Source organism: Kineococcus sp. G2 (assembly GCF_037154035.1).
In the GTDB taxonomy this organism is placed as follows: domain Bacteria; phylum Actinomycetota; class Actinomycetes; order Actinomycetales; family Kineococcaceae; genus Kineococcus.
In genome coordinates this window covers 1-19,406 of the sequence record NZ_JBBBEM010000011.1, presented here as the reverse complement: position 1 = coordinate 19,406, position 19,406 = coordinate 1, and the positions used below count along the sequence as shown (strand labels likewise).

The following is a 19,406-nucleotide window of genomic DNA, read 5'->3' as shown; positions in this document are numbered from 1 at the left end:
AGCGTTCGTCCTGAGCCAGGATCAAACTCTCCGTCGAAAAAACCATAGACACCCCACCGGCACACGAAGGACGAACCCTCCAGCCGGTGACGCACCAGATTCATTGACCTGCCCAGTTTGACCTCTGATCTCGAAACCCGCCCGCGCCCTGGCGAGGACACGAACGGGAACAACACCAAAGGAATCCCCAACACCCCCCAGAAAAGGAAGGTGCCTTACGGGGTTGATTGATTTGGCATCAACACTTGGCACACTGTTGAGTTCTCAAGAACCGGACGCACCCCGACCGACGACCCCCTCGCGAGGGCCACCGAAACAGGGGCAACTTTCCCACTGTAACCAGGAACCAAGCCAGACTTCAACTTGTTCCCGCTCACACTTCCGGCGCCACCAGACCGCGACCAGCCCCCGCACCCTTCCAGGCCCGGCGGCCGCCTCGTCCCGGCGACAGGAAGAACAGTACGCCGCCACCGCCCCAATCACCAAATCCGCAGCGGGGCGGTGGCGGATCGCCTACTGCGGCAACGAGAATGCGATCGCTGCGAGGGACTTGCGGCCGCGGCGCAGGACCGCGTAGCGCCCGTGCAGCAGCGAAGCGCCGGCTTCGGTGCCGCTCACGACGTCGGCCAGGGTGGCGTCGGTGTCCGTGACCTTGGTGTTGTTCACGTACGCACCCCCCTCAGCGATCGTGCGCCTGGCCGCGCTGCGGCTGGGCGCCAGCCCGGTCTCGGCCAGCAGCTGCGCGATCGACACGTCAAGGGAGTCGGGTGCCGCGGTGGGCAACTCGGCCAGGGCACCGGCCAGCGTGCGCTCGTCGACACCGGACAGGCCCGAGCCGCCGAAGAGGGCGGCGGAGGCCTCCTCGACCGCGCGCACGGCCTGCTCGCCGTGCACCAGAGCCGTCACGTCGTGGGCCAACGCCCGCTGGGCGGCACGCGCCTTGGGCGCCTCACGGGCCTGGCGGCCGAGTTCGGTGATCTCCTCCCGGCTGCGGAAGGAGAACGCCTTCAGGTAGCCCTCGACCTGGGAGTCCTCCGCGTTGAGCCAGAACTGGTAGAAGGCGTACGGGCTGGTCAGCTCCGCGTCCAGCCACACCGCCCCGGACTCGGTCTTGCCGAACTTCGTGCCGTCCGCCTTGGTCAGCAGCGGGGTCGCCAGCGCGTGCACCACCTGCCCGTCCACGCGTCGCACCAGCTCAGCACCGGCGGTGATGTTGCCCCACTGGTCCGAGCCGCCCAGCTGCAGCGAGCACCCGTGCCGGCGGTGCAGCTGCAGGTAGTCGTTGGACTGCAGCAGCACGTACGCGAACTCGGTGAAGCTGATGCCCGTGCTGGCCAGGCGCTTGGCCACCGCTTCGCGGTCCAGCATGCGGTTGACGCTGAAGTGCTTGCCCACGTCCCGCAGGAACTCGATCGCGGACATCGACGCGGTCCAGTCCAGGTTGTTGACCATGGTGGCCGCCGCCGGGCCGGTGAAGTCCAGGAACGGGGCGATCTGCGCCTGCAGACGCCCCACCCACCCGGCCACCGTGTCCGGGTCGTTCATGGTCCGCTCCGCGCTCGGGCGCGGGTCACCCACCAGACCCGTGGCACCCCCGACCAGGATCAGCGGCTTGTGGCCGGCCTGCTGCAGGCGCCTCGCGGTGAGCACCTGCACCAGGTGACCGACGTGCAAGCTGGCCGCGGTCGGGTCGAAGCCCACGTAGTACGTGAGCGGCCCCGTCTGCAGGGCCTGACGCAGCGCGGCCTCGTCGGTGGACTGCGCCACCAGGCCCCGCCACTGCAGTTCGTCCCAGACGTCGCTCACGACTCGGCTCTCCTCATCTCCTCGGCGGGGCGCCGTTCGCCCCGCCGGACCACAGCCTGCCCGATCAGGGGCGCCGAGGTCGACGCGGTACCGCGGCGCGGTAGGCGGAGACGGTCGGCTCCCCCGTCACCCACGTGCGCCACGGGGTGGGTGCGCCGTCACCGGCGACGCCGACGCGCGGCCCCCAGGACACCGCCGCGTCCGGGACCGGCTCCCCCGCCAGGACCTGCAACGGACCACCGGTGCACACGTCGGCGCCGCCCTGCTCCCGGGAGATCGCGAGCGCCTGCGTCAGCCGCGCCGGCCCGCGCGCCAGGTCCGCGTCCCGCCGAGCCGCACGCCGGCGCTCCCGCGCCAGCTCGAGCCCGTCGACGACCTCACCGGCCCGCAGCAGCACCGCCGACGCGGCGCCCTCCCGACCGGTGACCAGGTTCACGCACCAGTGCATGCCGTAGGAGAAGTACACGTACGCGTGACCGGCCGGGCCGAACATCACCTCGGTGCGCGGCGTGCGACCGCGGAAGGCGTGCGAGCCGGGATCGGCCTCCCCCGCGTACGCCTCCACCTCCGTCAGGCGGACGGCGACCACACCCTCGGGGGTCTCGTGGCGGACCACGCGCCCCAGGAGGTCGCGGGCGACCTCGAGCACATCGCGGGCGAAGAACTCCCGCGGCAGCGCCGTCACGGACGCGCCCACGCCCGGTGGTCCGCCAGGACTGCGCGGGCCCGCTCCAGCTGCTCGGCCACGCGCACGGGGGCGGTACCGCCCACGGCGTCCCGCGAGGCGAGCGAGCCGTCCACGCTCAGGACGTCCTTCACCTCCGGCGTCAGGTGCGGGGAGACGGTCGCCAGGTCCGCGTCCGTGAGGTCCCACAGCTCCACGGAACGGTCCTCCACCTCGCTCAGCTCCTCGCAGCGGCGCACGCACGCGCCCGCGACGTGGTGCGCCTCGCGGAACGGGACACCCTGCCGGACCAGCCACTCGGCGATGTCCGTGGCCAGCGCGAAGCCCTGCGGCGCGAGAGCCGCCATCCGCTCGGTGTGAAAGCGCAGGGTGCCGACCATGCCGGCGACCGCGGGCAGCAGGACCTCGAGGGTGTCGACGGCGTCGAAGACCGGTTCCTTGTCCTCCTGCAGGTCCCGGTTGTACGCCAGCGGCAGCCCCTTGAGGGTGCTCATCAGACCGGTGAGGTCGCCGATGAGGCGCCCCGCCTTGCCTCGCGCCAGCTCCGCGACGTCGGGGTTCTTCTTCTGCGGCATGATGCTCGACCCCGTGGACCAGGCGTCGTGCAGCGTCACGAAGGAGAACTCCTTCGTCGCCCAGAGGATCACCTCCTCGGAGATCCGCGACAGGTCGACGCCGATCATCGCGGCGACGAACGCGAACTCCGCGGCGACGTCGCGCGCAGCGGTGCCGTCGATGGAGTTCTCCACGCTGCGGGTGAAGCCCAGTTCCTCGGCGACGGCCTGCGGGTCCAGGCCCAGGGAGGAGCCCGCCAGCGCGCCGGAGCCGTACGGGGAGACGGCGGCCCGCTCGTCCCAGTCCCGCAACCGCTGCACGTCGCGCAGCAGGGGCCAGGCGTGCGCCAGCAGGTGGTGCGCCAGGAGCACCGGCTGGGCGTGCTGCAGGTGGGTGCGCCCCGGCATCGCGGCACCGGGGTGGGCCGCGGCCTGCTGCACGAGCGCCTCCACGACGTCGAGCACCCCGTCGGCGACGAGGCGCGCGTGCTCGCGCAGGAACATCCGCAGCAGGGTGGCGATCTGGTCGTTGCGCGAGCGCCCCGCGCGCAGCCGGCCGCCGACGTCCGGGCCCACGCGCTCCACCAGGGCCCGCTCCAGGGCGGAGTGCACGTCCTCGTCGTCCTCGGCAGGGGTGAACGCGCCGGACAGGACGTCCGCCTCCAGCCCGTCGATGCCCGCCAGCAGCGCACGCAGGGTGTCGTCGTCGAGGAGCCCGGCGCGGTGCAGCACGCGGGCGTGGGCCCGCGAGCCGGCCAGGTCGTGGCTGGCCAGGCGGAAGTCGAAGTGCGTGGACTTCGACAGGGCGGCCATCGCCTGCGCGGGGCCGCTGGCGAACCTGGCCCCCCACAACCCCTTCTCCGCCTGCTCGTGCAGCCGCTGCTCGGTCACGGGGTCTCTCCTTCGTCGTGGTGGTCCGGTCGGGCCGTGGTGGGGACGTCCTCGCGGCGGGCCAGGGCGAGGAAGCGCGCCGCGACGGCCTCGCCGCCGAGGGGTTCGCGGGCGATGACGAGGACGGTGTCGTCGCCGGCGATGGTGCCCAGGAGGGCGGGCATGACGGAGTGGTCGATCGCGCTGGCGAGGAACTGCGCCGCCCCCGGCGGGGTGCGCAGGACCACGAGGTTCGCCGACGCCTCGGCGGAGACGAGCAGCTCCTCGCACCACCGGGCCAGGCGCGCGTCCAGCACCTCCTGGGCGACGCCGCTGCGCGGGGTGCGGTCGCCACCCTCGGCCGGCAGGGCGTACACCAGGCCGCGGTCGCCGTCGCGGACCTTCACCGCCCCGAGCTCCACGAGGTCTCGCGAGAGGGTCGCCTGGGTGACCGCGACGCCCTCCTCGGCGAGGTGCGCGGCGAGCTCCGTCTGCGAGCGCACCGGCCAGCGCGCCAGCAGCGCAGCGATCCGGGCGTGCCGGAACGCCTTGGTGCCCGTGCCCGCCGCCGTGCTCACCGCGAGTTCGCGAGCAGCCAGACGAGCAGGGCCTTCTGTGCGTGCAGACGGTTCTCCGCCTCGTCCCAGACGACCGACTGCGGGCCGTCGAGGACCTCGGCGGCGATCTCCTTGCCGCGGTACGCCGGCAGGCAGTGCAGGACGATCGCGGCGGGGTCGGCCAGCGCCACCAGCTCCGGCGTCACCGCGTAGGGGGTGAACCGCTGGAGGCGGTCGGCGGCGTCCAGCCCCTCCTGCCCCATGCTGATCCAGGTGTCGGTGACGACGACGTCGGCGCCGGTGGCGGCCGCGCGGGGGTCCTCGGTGACGGTGACGGAGCCGCCGGTGTCGGCGGCCACCGCGCGGGCGCGTTCCACGATCGCCGCGTCGGGCAGGTCGGTGGCGGGGGTGGCGATGCGCACGTGCAGGCCGGCGGTGGCGCCGCCCAGGGCGTAGGAGTGGGCCATGTTGTTCGCCCCGTCGCCGAGGTAGGCCATCGTCAGCCCGGCCAGACGGCCCTTGTGCTCCGCGATCGTCTGCAGGTCCGCGAGGATCTGGCAGGGGTGGTAGTCGTCGCTGAGGGAGTTCACCACCGGTACGCGCGAGTGCGCGGCCATCTCCTCCAGCCGGGACTGCGCGAAGGTGCGCCACACGATCGCGGCGACCTGCCGCTCCAGGACGCGGGCGGTGTCCGCGACCGGTTCGCCGCGGCCCAGCTGGGAACCGGAGGCGTCGATGACGAGGGGGGAGCCGCCGAGCTCGGCGACGCCGACGCTGAACGAGACGCGGGTGCGGGTGGAGGGCTTGTCGAAGAGCAGGGCGACGGTGCGCGGGCCCTCCAGCGGGCGCTCGGCGCAGCGGTCGGCCTTCAGCCGCGCGGCGAGCGCCAGGACCTCCGCCTGCTCGGTGGGGCTGAGGTCGTCGTCGGCGAGGAAGTGGCGAGTGGTCACGAGTCCTCCGCGGGGTTTCGGGCGGCGTCGAGCACGGTGGGCAGGGCGTGCAGGAAGGTGTCCGCCAGGGCTGGGGTGAGCACGAGCGGAGGGGCCAGGCGGATGGTGTCCGGGCGCACGGCGTTGACGATGAACCCCCGGGCGAGCGCCGCCTGCACGGCGGCCGGAGCCACGGGCTCGGCCAGGGCGATGCCCAGCAGCAGTCCCTCGCCGCGCACACCGGCGACGAGCGGGTGCTCCAGGGCCGCGATCCCCTCGCGCAGGTGAGCACCGACGGCACGCACGTTCGCGAGCAGCCCGTCGCGCTCGATCGCGTGCAGGGTCGCCAGGCCCGCCGCGGCGGCGACGGGGTTGCCGCCGAAGGTGGTGCCGTGCTGACCGGCACCGAGCAGCGCGGCGTTGTGGGTGCCGAAGGCGACGGCGGCACCGACGGGAACGCCCCCGCCGAGACCCTTGGCGACCGTGACGACGTCGGGCACGACGCCGGCGTGGCGCGGCTGCTGGTGCGCGAACCACTCCCCCGTGCGGCCGACACCGGTCTGCACCTCGTCCAGGACGAGGAGGGCGCCGTGGTCGGCGGTGATGCGGCGGGCGGCGGCGAGGTAGCCGTCCGGTGCGGGGGTGACGCCGCCCTCGCCCTGCACGGGTTCGAGGAACACCGCGGCGGTCGCCCCGTCCACGGCGCGGCCCAGGGCGCCGACGTCGCCGTAGGGGACGAACTCCACCCCGCCGGGCAGCGGCTCGAAGGGGGCGCGGTACGCCTCCTTGGAGGTCAGGGCGAGCGCGCCCATCGTGCGCCCGTGGAAGGCGTCCACGGCGGCGACGACCTTCGGGCGGCCGGTGCGCCGGGCCATCTTGAACGCGGCCTCGTTGGCCTCGGCGCCGGAGTTGCAGAAGAACACCCGTGACCCCTCGGGAGCGCGGGAGATGCTGAGCAGCCGTTCGGCGAGGGCGATCTGCGGGGCCGTGGCGAAGAAGTTCGACACGTGCCCGAGCGTGGTCAGCTGGGACGTGACCGCAGAGACCAGCAGCGGGTGCGCGTGGCCCAGGGCGTTCGTGGCGATGCCGGCGAGCAGGTCCAGGTAGCGGTTGCCGTCGGCGTCCCAGACGTGGCAGCCCTCACCGCGCACCAGCACCCGCTGGGGGGTGCCGTAGGTGCCCATGATCGAGGAGGAGTAGCGCTGCAGCCACGCCGCGGCGCCGCCCTCCGTCACGGGCAGGGCCTCGGCCCGTTCCTCGCGCGCCACCGCTGCGTCCACAGCTCCGCCTCCCGCGGGGTTCACGGCACGACCATCGTGCCGTTGCCGGAGGTGGTGAAGACCTCCAGCAGGACCGAGTGCGCCAGCCGGCCGTCGATGACCGTGGCGCGGGGGACGCCGCCGCGCACCGCGCGCAGGCACGCCTCCATCTTGGGCACCATGCCCGACTCCAGGGACGGCAGCAGGCGCTCCAGCTCCCCGGCGTCGATCTCGCTGACGAGCGAGTCGCGGTTCGGCCAGTCCGCGTACAGCCCGGCGACGTCGGTCATGACGACGAACTTCTGCGCCCCCAGGGCGACGGCGATCGCCGAGGCGGCGGTGTCGGCGTTGACGTTGAGGACCGAGCCGGGCACCGGTTCGCCGTCGTCGTCGACCTCGGGGGCGATGGTGGAGATGACGGGGATGCGCCCGGCGGCGAGCAGGTCGTTCACCGCGGCCGGGTCCACGCCGACGACGTCGCCGACCAGGCCGACGTCGACGGGCTCGCCGTCGACGACGGCCCCGCGGCGGCGGGCGCGCAGCAGCCCGGCGTCCTCCCCCGACAGCCCGACGGCCAGGGGCCCGTGGGCGTTGAGCAGCCCGACGAGCTCACGGCCCACCTGGCCGACGAGGACCATGCGCACGACGTCCATCGCCTCCGGCGTCGTCACGCGCAGCCCGCCGCGGAACTCGCTGGGGATGTCCAGGCGCTGCAGCATCGCGGAGATCTGCGGCCCGCCGCCGTGCACGACGACCGGACGCAGCCCCGCGGTGCGCAGGAACACCACGTCCTCGGCGAAGGCGCGCTTGAGCTCGTCGTCCACCATGGCGTTGCCGCCGTACTTGAGCACGACGAGGGCGCCGTGCCACCTCTGCAGCCACGGCAGGGCCTCGACGAGCACGCCCGCCTTGTCCTCCGCCGTCAGGGTCGTCAGGTCGCTCATGTCGAGTAGGCGCTGTTCTCGTGGACGTAGGCGTGGGTGAGGTCGTTGGTCCAGACCGTGGCGGCGTGCTCACCGGCGTGCAGGTCGATCAGGACCCGCACCTCGCGGGGTGCGAGGTCGACCTGCGCGGGGTCGGCACCGGGAGCACCGCCCACGCAGACGGGCACCCCGTTGAGGCTGACGTCGAGGGCCTGCGGGTCGAACTCGGCGGACGTGGTGCCGACGGCGGCCAGGACGCGACCCCAGTTGGGGTCCTTGCCGAAGACCGCGGCCTTGAAGAGGTTGTTGCGGGCGACGGAGCGCCCCACCTCGACGGCGTCGTCCTCGCTGGCGGCGCCCACGACCTCCACGGCGATGTCGTGGTCGGCGCCCTCGGCGTCGGCGACGAGCATCCGTGCCAGGTCGGCGCAGACGCGGTGCACCGCGGCGTCCAGCTCCGCCGGCCCGGGGCGGGTGCCGGAGGCGCCGCTGGCCAGCAGCACGACGGTGTCGTTGGTGGACATGCACCCGTCGGAGTCCACCCGGTCGAACGTGGTGCGGGTGGCGGCCCGCAGCGCCCGGTCGAGGTCGGCCGGTTCGGCGACCGCGTCGGTGGTGAGCACCACGAGCATCGTCGCCAGACCGGGAGCCAGCATGCCCGCTCCCTTGGCCAGGCCGCCGACGGTGAAACCCGCCCCTTCGGCGATCGCCTGCTTCGAGACGGTGTCGGTGGTCATGACGGCCGTGGCAGCGTCCGTGCCGCCCTCGGTGGACAGGGCCGCGTGGGCGGCGCGCACCCCGGCGAGCAGCTCCTCGCGGGGCAGCGGGACCCCGATGAGGCCGGTGGAGCAGACGACCACGTCGGCGGCGCCGCACCCGGCCAGCTCACCGACCAGCTCGGCGGTGGCGTGGGTGGTCCGGAACCCCTGCGGCCCGGTGAAGCAGTTGGCGCCGCCGGAGTTCAGCACGACCGCGCGCAGGTGCCCGTCGGCGCTGGCGCGCTCGCTCCACAGCACCGGGTGCGCCTTGCAGCGGTTGGAGGTGTAGACGGCCGCGCCCGCGTCGAGCGGGCCGTCGTTGACGACGAGGGCGACGTCGGGCCGGCCGCTGGGCTTGAGCCCGGCGGTGACGCCCGCGGCGCGGAAACCGGCGGGGGCGGTGACGCTCACGGCGCCACCCCCGCGGCGCTCAGCCCGGTGGTCTCGTCCAGCCCGAGGGCGACGTTGACGCTCTGCACGGCTCCTCCGGCGGTTCCCTTGGTCAGGTTGTCGAGGGCGGACACGACGACGACGCGCCCGGCGTGCTCGTCCACGGCCAGCTGCAGCACCGCGGCGTTGCCGCCCAGCACCGCCGCGGTGGACGGCCAGCGCCCCTCGGGCAGCAGGTGCACGAACGGCTCGTCCGCGTACGCCGCCTCCCAGGCGGCGCGCACGTCCCCGGCCGCGACGCCGGGCGCGAGCCTCGCCGTGCAGGTGGCCAGGATGCCGCGCGGCATCGGCGCGAGCGTGGGGGTGAACGACACCGAGACCGGCCCGCCCGCCGCGAGCGCGAGGTTCTGCTCGATCTCGGGGGTGTGCCGGTGACCGCCGCCGACGCCGTACGGGCTCATCGAGCCCATGACCTCCGCCGACAGCAGGTGCGGCTTGAGGCTCTTGCCGGCGCCGGAGGTGCCGGAGGCAGCGACCACGACGACGTCCTCGCCGGCCAGCAGGCCGGCGGCGAACCCGGGCGCCAGGGCCAGGCTGACGCTCGTGGGGTAGCAACCGGGCACGGCGACGCGACGGGCACCGGCGAGGCGCTCGCGCTGCCTGCCGCCGCCGGCCAGCGGCAGCTCGGGCAGGCCGTAGGGCCAGCTGCCGGCGTGCTCGGAGCCGTAGAAGCGCTGCCACTGCGCGGGGTCGGTCAGCCGGTGGTCGGCGCCGCAGTCCACGACGAGGACGTCCTCGCCCAGCTCGGCGGCCACGGCCGCGGAGTGCCCGTGCGGCAGGGCGAGGAAGACCACGTCGTGCCCGGCGAGGACCTCGGCGGTGGTGGGCTGCAGCACGCGCCCGGCCAGCGGCAGCAGGTGCGGCTGCAGCTCGCCGAGCGCCGTGCCGGCGTTGGAGGCGCCGGTGAGGGCGCCGATCTCCACGTGGGGGTGCTGCAGCAGCAGCCGCAGCAGCTCGCCGCCGGCGTAGCCGCTGGCCCCCGCGACGGCGACCTTCAGCCGCCTGTCCGTCTCCATGCGCATGACCATACACGCTGCCGCGTAGCCATGCAGCGGAGGTCAGGCGAGCGGGTCCTCGGGCCCGTACGGCAGCAGGTCCAGGCAGCGGGCCCGGTCGGGCAGGCCCGCGCGCGCCGCGGCCGCCAGCGAGGCCGGCGTGTCCGTTCCCGCGCGCACCAGCCGACCCGCCCACGCGTCGAGCTCACCGCGCCCGATGGCCAGCACCAGCGCCACCACCTCGGCGGGGTCGGTCCACTCGGTGCGCTCGGCGTGCTGGGCCATGGAGGTGGACATCGCCGTGCGCACGACGCCGGGCGCCAGCTCGAAGGCCAGCACACCGTGCTCGCGCCCCGCGGCGGTCAGCGCCCCGCCGAGCCGGAACAGCGCCGCCTTGCTCGCGGCGTACCCGGCGTGCCGGGGCGAGTCCTTGTGCGCCGCGCCCGAGCTGAGGTCCACCACCCGGCCGCCGCCACGGGCGACCATGCCCGGCACCACCGCGCGCACCAGGTGCAGCGGCCCGAGCACGTTGGCCTCCAGGACCCGGCGCACCTCGTCCGGGTCGGCCTCCCACGGCACCGCCTCGTCGGCCTCGATGCGCCCGGCGCAGTTGACCAGCAGGCTCGTGGCGCCCAGCTCCGCCTCCAGGGCGTGCACCGCGGCGGCCACGGCGTGGTCGTCCGTGACGTCGACCGGCGTGGCGACCGCCCGCCCGCCGGCGACGGTCACCTCCTCCACGACCTGGTCGAGCGCCACCGCGTCCCGGGCCAGGGCCCCGACCGCCCAGCCGGCGCGCGCGAGCCCCAGCACCAGCTCGCGCCCGATGCCGCGGCTGGCGCCGGTCACCAGGGCCATCCGCTCCCGCGAGCCCCCGGGCACGTCCTCGAGCACACCCTCAGGCACGCTGCACCGCCTCCGTCCGCCGGGCCGCCTCGGCCACCGCGGCGTCGCGGGCCGCACCGGCCTCCTCGGCCGTCAGCGTGCGGTCCGGCGCGCGGAAGCGCAACGCGTAGGCGAGCGACTTGCGGCCCTCCCCCACCTGGGCGCCGGTGTAGACGTCGAACAGGTGGATGTCCTCCAGCAGCCCGCCGGCACCGGCGCGCAGCGCCTCCTCCACCCGGGCGGCGGGCACCGCGGCGTCCACGACGAGCGCGACGTCCTGGGTGGCCGCCGGGTAGCCCGACAGGGCACCGACCTGCGGGCTCGAGCCCACCTGCGCCAGCAGGACGTCCAGGTCCAGCTCGAAGGCCGCGGTGCGCGCGGGCAGCTCCAGGGCCTCCAGAGCCGCCGGGTGCAGCTCGCCGGCGTGACCGACGAGGTGGCCCGCGCGGGTGCTCACCCGGGCGCAGCGGCCCGGGTGCCACGGGGCGTGCCGCGCGGCCTCGACGACGACGTCCACCCCCAGGGCGGCCGCCACCGTGCGGGCGGCGTCCACGGCGTCCGCCCACAGCACCGGCTCCGCCTCGCGGGCGAAGCCGTCCGCGGCGGCGCCCGGCCCGCGGCGGGCGCCGGTCAGCACACCGGCCACGTGCAGCGGCTGCGGCGGCACCGCGGCCAGCACCGCGGCCAGCTCCTCCTCGCCGGGGCGCTGCTCCACACCGGGCAGGGGCGCAGGGCCGCTGCCCGCGACCGGCAGGGTCACGGTGCCGAACTCCACCACGGCCAGGTCGCGCAGGCCCCGGGAGACGTTGCGGCGCACCACGTCCACCAGGGAGTCCAGCACGGAGGTGCGCATCAGCGGCTGCTGCTCGGACAGCGGGTTCGCCAGGCGCAGGGCGCGGCGGCGAGCGTCGTCTGCGGGCAGGCGCTGGGCGTCGTGCACCGCGGCCGCCACGAACGGGTAGGAGAGGACCTCCACGAACCCGTCGTCGGCCAGCGCCCGGGCGGCGGAGCGGCGGGCGCGCTGCTGCGGCGTCAGGCCGCGTCCCGCCGGGGCCGCGGGCAGCACCGAGGGGATGGCGTCGTAGCCGCGCAGGCGCGCGACCTCCTCCACCAGGTCCACCCGCTGCGCCAGGTCCGGCCGCCACGTCGGCGGCACGACGGTCAGCACGTCACCGGCGGCCGTCACCTCGCACCCGACCTCGCGCAGGGCGCCCGCGACCTCCTCGCCGGGCACGGGCGTGCCCACGACGCGCTCGACGAACCCCGCGGGCAGCGTCAGCGGCGCCACCGGGGCCGGTGCGCCGACGTCCGTGGCACCCGCGTCCGCGGTGCCCCCGCCGTGCTCCACCAGCAGCCGCACCGCCAGCTCCGCCACCCGGTCCGCGATGGCCGGGTCCACACCCCGCTCGAAGCGCTTGGCGCTCTCGGTGGGCAGCCGGTGCCGGCGCGCGGTGCGGGCGACCGTCACCTGCGCGAAGCGCGCCGCCTCGACGAGCACGTCCGTGGTCGTCGCCGAAACCTCGGTGCTCGCCCCGCCCATCACGCCGGCCAGGGACAGCACCCGCGACGTCGACGGGTCGCCGGGGACCTCGTCGGTGATGAGGAGGTCCTCCGGGTCCAGCGCGCGCTCGACGCCGTCGAGGGTGGTCAGCCGCTCCCCCGCCCGGGCGCGGCGCACCACGACCTCCCCCTGCAGCGCCGCCAGGTCGTACGCGTGCAGCGGTTGACCCGTGGCGAGCATCAGGTAGTTGGTGACGTCCACGGCCAGCGAGATCGGCCGCATCCCCGCCTGCCGCAGGCGGTCGGCGACGAACCGCGGCGTCGGCGCCGCCGGGTCCACGCCGCGCACCACCCGGGCGACGAAGCGCTCGCACCCGGTGGCACCGCGGACCGGCGCGTCGTCGGCCAGCCGCACCGGGTACCCGGGGCCGGCGGGGGTGGGCACCGGCACGTCGACCGGGTCGTGGAAGACCTCGGCGACCGGCCGGCGGACGCCGTGCGCGTACTCGCGGGCGATGCCGCGGACGCTGAAGCAGTACCCGCGGTCGGGGGTGACGTTGACCTCGACGGTCTCCTCGTCCAGGCCCAGCAGCTCCAGCGCGTCCTGGCCCGGGGAGACCGGGACCCCGGGCAGGTGCTGGGCGAGCACGATGATCCCGGAGTGGTCGGACCCCAGGCCGAGCTCCTTCGCGGAGCAGATCATGCCGTCGGAGACGTGCCCGTACGTCTTGCGGGCGGCGATGGCGAAGTCGCCCGGCAGGACCGCGCCCGGCAGGGCCACCACGACGTCGTCGCCGGCGGTGAAGTTGTGCGCGCCGCAGACGATGCCGCGGTGCCCGTCCGGGCCGTTCAGCTCCGGGCCGACGTCGACGTGGCACCAGTTGATCGTCTTGCCGTTCTTCTGCGGCTCGGGCGTCAGGTCCAGGACGCGGCCGACGACGAGGGGACCGCTCACCCCGGAGGTGTGCACGCCCTCCTCCTCCAGGCCCACCCGCACCAGGGCGGCGGCGACGTCCGCGCCGCGCGCACCGGGTTCGAGGTCGACGTGCTCGGCCAGCCAGCTCAGGGGCACGCGCATCAGAGCTCGTCCTCCCCCGCGGCCGCGTCGGCCGGGACGCGGCCGGCCAGGACGTCGGCCACCCCCGACGTCGACAGGTCCTCCACGCCGAACGCCCGGCTGAACCGCACGTCGCCCTCCACCATGTCGCGCATGTCCGTCACCCCGTTGCGGAACATCAGGGTCCGCTCGATCCCCATCCCGAAGGCGAAGCCCTGGTAGCGCTCCGGGTCGATCCCGCAGGCGCGCAGCACGTTCGGGTTGACCATGCCGCAGCCGCCCCACTCGATCCAGCCGCGCTCGGCGGCCCGGCCCAGGGAGAAGCGCAGGTCCAGCTCCGCGCTGGGCTCGGTGAACGGGAAGAACGCCGGGCGCCAGCGCGTCTCGACGGCGTCGCCGAACATCGCCCGGGCGAAGTGGTCCAGCGTGCCCTTCAGGTGCGCCATGGTCAGGCCCTCGTCGATCGCGATGCCCTCGACCTGGTGGAACACCGGCGTGTGCGTGGCGTCCAGCTCGTCGGTGCGGAACACCTTGCCGGGGCAGACCACGTACAGCGGCACGCCGCGCGTCAGCAGCGAACGGGCCTGCACCGGGGAGGTGTGCGTGCGCAGCACCAGGCCCGAGGAGGCGCCGCCGGCGGCGTCGGCCACGTAGAAGGTGTCCTGCATCTGCCGGGCCGGGTGGTCGGCGTCGAAGTTCAGGGCGTCGAAGTTGAACCACTCCGCCTCGACCTCGGGCCCCTCGGCGACCTCCCAGCCCATCGCCGTGAAGACGTCGGCCACGCGCTCCATCAGCAGCGGCAGCGGGTGGCGGGCCCCGCGCTGCGGGCGGCGCGCCGGCAGCGTCACGTCCACCACCTCCGCGCGCAGGACGCGTTCCTCCTCCTCGGCGCGCAGGACCTCGGTGCGGGCGGCGATCGCCTGGTTCAACCGGCCGCGGGCCGCCCCCACCCGCTTGCCCGCGGCCGCCTTCTCCGGGCCGGGCAGCGAGCCGATGGCCCGGTTCGCCAGCGCCAGCGGGCTGCGGTCCCCGGCGTGCGCCAGGCGGGCGGCCTTGAGCTCCTCCAGGTCGCCGGCGGCGGCCACCGCCGCGAGCGCCTCGTCGAGGGCGGCCTGCACGGCCGCCTCGCCGAGCGGGCCGTCTGCCGCCGCGGCGGCGGGTTCAGCGGGCATCGGGTGCGACGTCTCCTCCGGGTCGGCGGCCGGACGTCCCCGGCCGCGGGCATCGGGGCGATCCTCCCAGACCCGGGCGGGGCGACGGCGTCAGGGCCGGGGCGCGGGCGGCTCGCCCGCGGGCAGCCGCACCCGGAAGCGGGCGCCCCCGGCCGGTGAGGACGAGACCGCCACCTCGCCGCCGTGCGCCTCCACCAGTCCGCGGGTGACGTACAGGCCCAGCCCCGTGCCGCTGCGGCTGCCGCCGTGCCAGAACTTCGAGAACACGTAGGGGCGGTTCTCCGCGGGCACGCCCTCGCCCTCGTCGTCGACCGTCAGCACCACCTCGCCGGGACCGGCGTCGTCCGGGGCCGGCGCGTGCTCGAGGGTGATGGATACCGTGCCCGCGCCGTGCCGCACGGCGTTCTCGACGAGGTTGGTCACCACCTGCGCCAGCCGGTCGGGGTCGGCCCACAGCTCCGGCAGCCCCGCGGCCAGGTCCAGCTCGAACCGGTCGTCCTCGTAGCCGGCCACCCGCAGCCGCTCCACGTGCTCGCGCACCAGGGCGGGCAGGTCGACGGGGCGGCGGTGCACGTGCAGGCGGCCGGTGTCCACGCGGGAGACGTCCAGCAGGTCGCCCACCAGGCGGGTGACGCGGTCGGCGTCCGCCTGCACCGTGGTGAGCATCAGCCGCTTCTGCTCGTCGGTGAAGCGGTCCCACCGCCGCAGCAGGCTGGCGGTGAACTGCTTCACCGACGTCAGCGGGGAACGCAGCTCGTGGGCGACGGTCGCGATGAGGGCGGCCGCGTCCGACTCGGCGCGCCGGCGCTGGTCGGTGCCGCGCAGCGCCACCACGGCCCGCTGCACCTCCCCGCCGGCGGAACGGACGTAGCGGGCGGTGACCAGCAGCTCGCGCCCACCGGGCAGCAGCAGCATGCGCTCCGGGTGGCCGCCGGCGGCGTCGAGGGCGGTGTCGGCCACGTCCCACCAGCGCCGGCCCGAGGTGTCCTGCAGCGGCAGGGCGCGGCGCACGTCCGAACCCACCAGCTCGCCGGCGCCACGTCCCAGCAGGATCGCCGCGGCGGCGTTCACGGCGGTGATGCGCCCGTCGGCGCCGACGAGGACGATCCCGTCGGGCAGCTCGTCGAGGGGGACGGGCGCGGCACCGTCCAGGAGCGCCGCCTGCGGCGAGGACGCCGCGCCGGGCGCCCTCGCGGCGGCGACGCCGGTCGTCCCCCTCGGCTCGGCCACGGGCCGAGGCTAGGGCATGCGCGCCGCCGCGCCGTGATCGGCGACACGCCGCACGGGGGTCCTCAGCGGCCGCGACGCTGGGCGCGGGCGCTGGCGTACAGGCACACCACGGCCGCTGTGGCCAGGTTCAGGCTCTCGGCGCGCCCGTGCAGCGGCACGCGCACCACCGCGTCGGCCGCCGCGCGGCCGGCGTCGTCCAGGCCGGCGGCCTCGTTGCCGAACAGCCACGCCGTGGGGGCCCGCAGGTCCACCGGGGTGCCGGTGCCGGTGCCGGTGGCAGCGGCGTCGGCGAGGTCGTCCAGGTCCAGGGCTCCGGAGCCGTCGGCGGCCAGCACGGTGCAGCCGGCGCCCCGCAGGGCCCGCACCGCGTCGGCCAGCGGGACGCCGACGACCACGGGCAGGTGGAAGAGGCTGCCCGCGGTCGAGCGCACGCACTTGGGGTTGAAGACGTCGACGCTGCCGGTCGTGAGGACCACCGCGTCGGCGCCGGCGGCGTCCGCGGCGCGCAGGACGGTGCCGGCGTTGCCCGGGTCGCGCACGCGGTCCAGCAGCGCCACCAGGCGCGGGCGGGCGGCGAGCACGTCCTCCAGGGCCGCGGTGCCGGTGGGGCACACCGCCACCAGGCCCTGGGGGGTGACGGTGTCCGTCATGGCGTCCAGCACCGCCTCGGTGACCGTCCAGGTGCGCACCCCGTGCTCCAGCGCGGACCCGACGACGTCCGGGTGCCGCTGCGCGGCCTCCTCGGTGGCGTACAGCTCCAGCACGACCGCCGCGGGCCCGGCGGCGTGGGCCGCGACGGCCTCGCGCACCGCCTGGGGCCCCTCGGCGAGGAAGCGGCCGTGGCGCGAACGCGCCGAACGCCCGGCCAGCGACCGCACCGACCGCACCCGCGCGGAACGCGGGTCGGTCAGCACGGCCACCGCCGGGCGTCCGGGGTGCTGCCGGTGCTGCTGCTCAGGCAGCGGAGCCCTCGGCGGCCGGAGCGGCGGGCAGGGCGGCCTTGGCGGTCTTCACCAGGGCGGCGAACGCCGGCGCGTCGGAGACGGCCAGCTCGGAGAGCATGCGGCGGTCCACCTCGATGCCGGCGGCCTTCAGACCCTGGATGAAGCGGTTGTAGGTCATGCCCTCGGCGCGCGCCGCGGCGTTGATGCGCTGGATCCACAGGCGGCGGAAGTCGCCCTTGCGCGCCTTGCGGTCGCGGTACGCGTAGACGAGGGAGTGGGTGACCTGCTCCTTCGCCTTGCGGTAGAGCCGCGAGCGCTGGCCGCGGTAGCCGCTGGCCTGCTCGAGGACGACGCGGCGCTTCTTCTGGGCGTTGACTGCGCGCTTCACGCGTGCCACGGGGGTTCTCCTTGCTCATCGGTGCGCGGGCGCCGGCGGGCCGTGGTGGACGGCCGCGCGCTCCGCGCGGGGGGTGTCGGGGTGGCGGCGGTCAGTGACCCAGGAGCTTCTTGATCTTCTTGACGTCCGCGGGCGAGACCACGGCGTCGACCGAGAGACGACGGGTGCGGGTGCTCGGCTTGACCTCGAGCAGGTGGCGCTTGTTGGCGCGCTCGCGCATGACCTTGCCGGCGCCGGTGACGCGGAACCGCTTCTTGGCGCCGGAGTGGGTCTTGTTCTTGGGCACGGGTGTCTCTCCTGTGGTCGTGTGCCGGGGTGAGCCGGCGCGGGTCGTGCGGGCGCGCGGGACCGGCCCGGCACGAGGGCCGGACCGGTCCGCGGCCGGTGTCAGGACGCGGTGGAGGCCGTCTCGGAGGACGTCTCCGCCGCCTGCGGGGCCTGCTCGGCGGGCTGCTGCGCGGAGCTCCCGGCGGCGGCCTGCTCGGAGTCCTTGCGGCGGCGCTCCTCGGCCTTGGCCTCCGCCTTCTTCTTGTGCGGCCCGATGACCATCACCATGTTGCGGCCGTCCTGGCGCGGCGAGCTCTCGACGCTGCCGAGGTCGGCCACGTCCTCCGCGAGGCGCTGCAGCAGGCGGAAGCCCATCTCGGGGCGCGACTGCTCGCGTCCGCGGAACATGATCATCACCTTGACCTTGTCCCCGCCCTTGAGGAACCGCTCGACGTGCCCCTTCTTCGTGGCGTAGTCGTGCGGGTCGATCTTCAGGCGGAAGCGGATCTCCTTGAGGATCGTGTTCGTCTGGTTCTTGCGCGCTTCGCGGGCCTTCATGTCGGACTCGTACTTGAACTTGCCGAAGTCCATGAGCTTGCAGACCGGCGGTCGCGCCGTCGGAGCGACCTCGACCAGGTCGAGACCCGCTTCGTCCGCCAGCCGCAGCGCGTCCTCGACGCGCACGATGCCGACCTGTTCACCGTTGGGGCCCACGAGCCGCACCTCGGGAACACGGATGCGGTCGTTGATGCGGGGCTCGCTGATGTGCTGCTCCTTCGTCGTCGGGCGGGGCCGCCGGACGCGGAGAAGGCCCCCGCGCTCGGACGTGCACGGAGGCCCACCTGATCCGGCACCGCGACGCACGAGGGCGACGACGACGCCTTGCTCCCCCGCGGACGGGGGAGGGACCGGGACCCGCGGCGCGCGTGCGCACCGGGGTGGGAGGAGGCCTCCGCTTCACGCTCCGGCCCCACGAACGCCTGCCCGCGCCAGGCGCGGACCGGTGACGTGAGCCGGTCGGTCACCTGTCAGGGTAGCAGCATGGAGTCTGAACCCACCCCCCAGCCCGACCCGGAGCGCGGCGACGCGGCTCGCGACCTGACCCGCGACATCGCCGAGGTGCCCGCCGTGGAGGTGGTCACCACCGCCGCGGTGCACCTGATGAGCGCCGCCGCCGTCAAGTGCGGGCTGGCCGAGGGCCCCGACGCCGCCGAGCACCTGGACCTGGCGGAGGCACGCATCCTCATCAACGCCCTGGCCGGGCTGGTGACGACCTCGGCGCCGGACGTCGGCGGCCAGCACGCCCGCTCGCTGCGCGACGGCCTGCGCTCCCTGCAGCTGGCGTTCCGGGAGGCCTCCCCGGTGCCGGACCCGCCGGGCGGGGGGCCCGGTGAGCGGCTGACCGGCAGCGTGGTCTGAACCGCGCGCCCGCACCGCACCGCCCCCGCAGCGCGCCCCCGGCGCGGTGCAGTGGTTGAGTGTCGCAAGACCGGGGCGCCGGCCCCGCGGGACGGAGGACGAGGACACGGTGAGCGAGACGGTGAGCGAGACGGTCAGCTACACGCTGAGCAGTCGCGCGGGAGGCACCCGCAGGAGCGACCTGGCCCGCCTGGTGCTGCGAGCGGGGGTGGGCGCGACCCTGGCCGCCCACGGCGCCCAGAAGCTGTTCGGCGCCTTCGGCGGCGGTGGCCTGGAGGGCACGCAGGGCGCCATGCACGCGATGGGCTTCCGGCCGGGACGGCGCAACGCCGTGCTGGCGGGCGCGGCGGAGACCGGCGGCGGCGCGCTGCTCGCCCTCGGCCTGGCGACCCCGGCAGCGGGCGCGACGGCGGCGGCGACCATGGCCGCGGCCGCCACCGTCCACGCGCCCAACGGGTTCTGGGCCGCCTCGGGCGGCCTGGAGTACCCGGCCGTGCTGGCCCTGGCGAGCACGGCCCTGGCCGTGGCCGGCCCGGGCCGGTACTCGCTGGACCACGCGCTGGGGCACGTGCTCGACAAGCCGTGGATGCCGGCGGTGGCGCTGCTGGCCGCCGGTGCCGGGGCCGCCTGGACCATCCGGCAGCGGCAGGCGGCCGTGGCCGCCGACGCGCAGGCGGCCGCGGACGCGCCCGCCGACGCCCCCCAGGCCCCCGTCGCCTCCTGAGGCGCCCCCGGGTCCCGGCGCGCGCCGG

19 protein-coding genes are annotated in these 19,406 nt (G+C 75.4%); 2 read left to right on the top strand and 17 right to left on the bottom strand.

What is annotated here, in order from left to right:
• Positions 1 to 513: 513 nt before the first annotated feature.
• The 17 genes from tyrS to infC all read right to left on the bottom strand — a co-directional run bounded on the left by tyrS (position 514) and on the right by infC (position 18,000).
• Complete coding sequence (tyrS, locus tag V9U69_RS02490) at positions 514 to 1,806, bottom strand: tyrosine--tRNA ligase (RefSeq protein ID WP_337059716.1); 1,293 nt, start codon at positions 1,804 to 1,806, stop codon at positions 514 to 516.
• A gap of 64 nt (positions 1,807 to 1,870) precedes the next feature.
• Positions 1,871 to 2,503, bottom strand: coding sequence for a DNA-3-methyladenine glycosylase (locus tag V9U69_RS02485; protein ID WP_337059715.1), 633 nt, complete (start codon positions 2,501 to 2,503; stop codon positions 1,871 to 1,873).
• The gene (argH, locus tag V9U69_RS02480) at positions 2,488 to 3,936 is read right to left on the bottom strand and encodes an argininosuccinate lyase (protein WP_337059714.1); all 1,449 of its coding nucleotides are present in this window, start codon (positions 3,934 to 3,936) and stop codon (positions 2,488 to 2,490) included. The genes V9U69_RS02485 and argH overlap by 16 nt, the downstream gene beginning before the upstream one ends.
• Positions 3,933 to 4,493, bottom strand: a complete 561-nt coding sequence (locus tag V9U69_RS02475; RefSeq protein ID WP_337059713.1) for an arginine repressor — start codon at positions 4,491 to 4,493, stop codon at positions 3,933 to 3,935. The genes argH and V9U69_RS02475 overlap by 4 nt, the downstream gene beginning before the upstream one ends.
• On the bottom strand, positions 4,490 to 5,422 hold the full coding sequence (gene argF / locus V9U69_RS02470; RefSeq protein WP_337059712.1) for an ornithine carbamoyltransferase: 933 nt from the start codon (positions 5,420 to 5,422) through the stop codon (positions 4,490 to 4,492). The genes V9U69_RS02475 and argF overlap by 4 nt, the downstream gene beginning before the upstream one ends.
• A complete protein-coding gene (locus V9U69_RS02465) occupies positions 5,419 to 6,681 on the bottom strand; it encodes an acetylornithine transaminase (RefSeq protein ID WP_337059711.1) in 1,263 nt (420 codons plus the stop codon). The genes argF and V9U69_RS02465 overlap by 4 nt, the downstream gene beginning before the upstream one ends.
• Positions 6,682 to 6,701: 20 nt before the next feature.
• On the bottom strand, positions 6,702 to 7,604 hold the full coding sequence (gene argB / locus V9U69_RS02460; protein WP_337059710.1) for an acetylglutamate kinase: 903 nt from the start codon (positions 7,602 to 7,604) through the stop codon (positions 6,702 to 6,704).
• On the bottom strand, positions 7,601 to 8,752 hold the full coding sequence (argJ, locus tag V9U69_RS02455) for a bifunctional glutamate N-acetyltransferase/amino-acid acetyltransferase ArgJ (RefSeq protein ID WP_337059709.1): 1,152 nt from the start codon (positions 8,750 to 8,752) through the stop codon (positions 7,601 to 7,603). Before argJ ends, argB begins: the two co-directional genes overlap by 4 nt.
• Positions 8,749 to 9,807 (bottom strand): N-acetyl-gamma-glutamyl-phosphate reductase, encoded by a 1,059-nt coding sequence (gene argC / locus V9U69_RS02450; RefSeq protein ID WP_337059708.1) that lies wholly within the window; start codon positions 9,805 to 9,807, stop codon positions 8,749 to 8,751. The genes argJ and argC overlap by 4 nt, the downstream gene beginning before the upstream one ends.
• Positions 9,808 to 9,849: 42 nt before the next feature.
• Positions 9,850 to 10,689 (bottom strand): SDR family NAD(P)-dependent oxidoreductase, encoded by an 840-nt coding sequence (locus tag V9U69_RS02445; protein ID WP_337059707.1) that lies wholly within the window; start codon positions 10,687 to 10,689, stop codon positions 9,850 to 9,852.
• Positions 10,682 to 13,246: a phenylalanine--tRNA ligase subunit beta gene (gene pheT, locus V9U69_RS02440; RefSeq protein ID WP_337059706.1), complete on the bottom strand. Its 2,565-nt coding sequence runs from the start codon at positions 13,244 to 13,246 to the stop codon at positions 10,682 to 10,684. The genes V9U69_RS02445 and pheT overlap by 8 nt, the downstream gene beginning before the upstream one ends.
• The gene (pheS, locus tag V9U69_RS02435) at positions 13,246 to 14,397 is read right to left on the bottom strand and encodes a phenylalanine--tRNA ligase subunit alpha (protein WP_337059705.1); all 1,152 of its coding nucleotides are present in this window, start codon (positions 14,395 to 14,397) and stop codon (positions 13,246 to 13,248) included. The genes pheT and pheS overlap by 1 nt, the downstream gene beginning before the upstream one ends.
• Before the next feature lie 90 nt (positions 14,398 to 14,487).
• On the bottom strand, positions 14,488 to 15,627 hold the full coding sequence (locus tag V9U69_RS02430; protein WP_337059704.1) for a sensor histidine kinase: 1,140 nt from the start codon (positions 15,625 to 15,627) through the stop codon (positions 14,488 to 14,490).
• A gap of 62 nt (positions 15,628 to 15,689) precedes the next feature.
• Positions 15,690 to 16,547 (bottom strand): TrmH family RNA methyltransferase, encoded by an 858-nt coding sequence (locus V9U69_RS02425; RefSeq protein WP_337059703.1) that lies wholly within the window; start codon positions 16,545 to 16,547, stop codon positions 15,690 to 15,692.
• A gap of 34 nt (positions 16,548 to 16,581) precedes the next feature.
• Complete coding sequence (rplT, locus tag V9U69_RS02420) at positions 16,582 to 16,968, bottom strand: 50S ribosomal protein L20 (protein WP_242128618.1); 387 nt, start codon at positions 16,966 to 16,968, stop codon at positions 16,582 to 16,584.
• A 91-nt stretch (positions 16,969 to 17,059) separates the two neighbouring features.
• Positions 17,060 to 17,254 carry a 50S ribosomal protein L35 gene (gene rpmI / locus V9U69_RS02415; protein ID WP_337059702.1) on the bottom strand — a complete coding sequence of 65 codons (195 nt, stop codon included), beginning with the start codon at positions 17,252 to 17,254 and terminating at the stop codon, positions 17,060 to 17,062.
• A 101-nt stretch (positions 17,255 to 17,355) separates the two neighbouring features.
• On the bottom strand, positions 17,356 to 18,000 hold the full coding sequence (gene infC, locus V9U69_RS02410; protein WP_442907552.1) for a translation initiation factor IF-3: 645 nt from the start codon (positions 17,998 to 18,000) through the stop codon (positions 17,356 to 17,358).
• A gap of 276 nt (positions 18,001 to 18,276) precedes the next feature.
• On the opposite strand from infC, the gene V9U69_RS02405 reads away from it, so the two are divergent.
• Both V9U69_RS02405 and V9U69_RS02400 read left to right on the top strand, forming a co-directional pair.
• A complete protein-coding gene (locus tag V9U69_RS02405; protein WP_337059700.1) occupies positions 18,277 to 18,654 on the top strand; it encodes a DUF1844 domain-containing protein in 378 nt (125 codons plus the stop codon).
• A gap of 145 nt (positions 18,655 to 18,799) precedes the next feature.
• Complete coding sequence (locus tag V9U69_RS02400; protein ID WP_442907551.1) at positions 18,800 to 19,378, top strand: DoxX family protein; 579 nt, start codon at positions 18,800 to 18,802, stop codon at positions 19,376 to 19,378.
• Positions 19,379 to 19,406 lie beyond the last annotated feature (28 nt).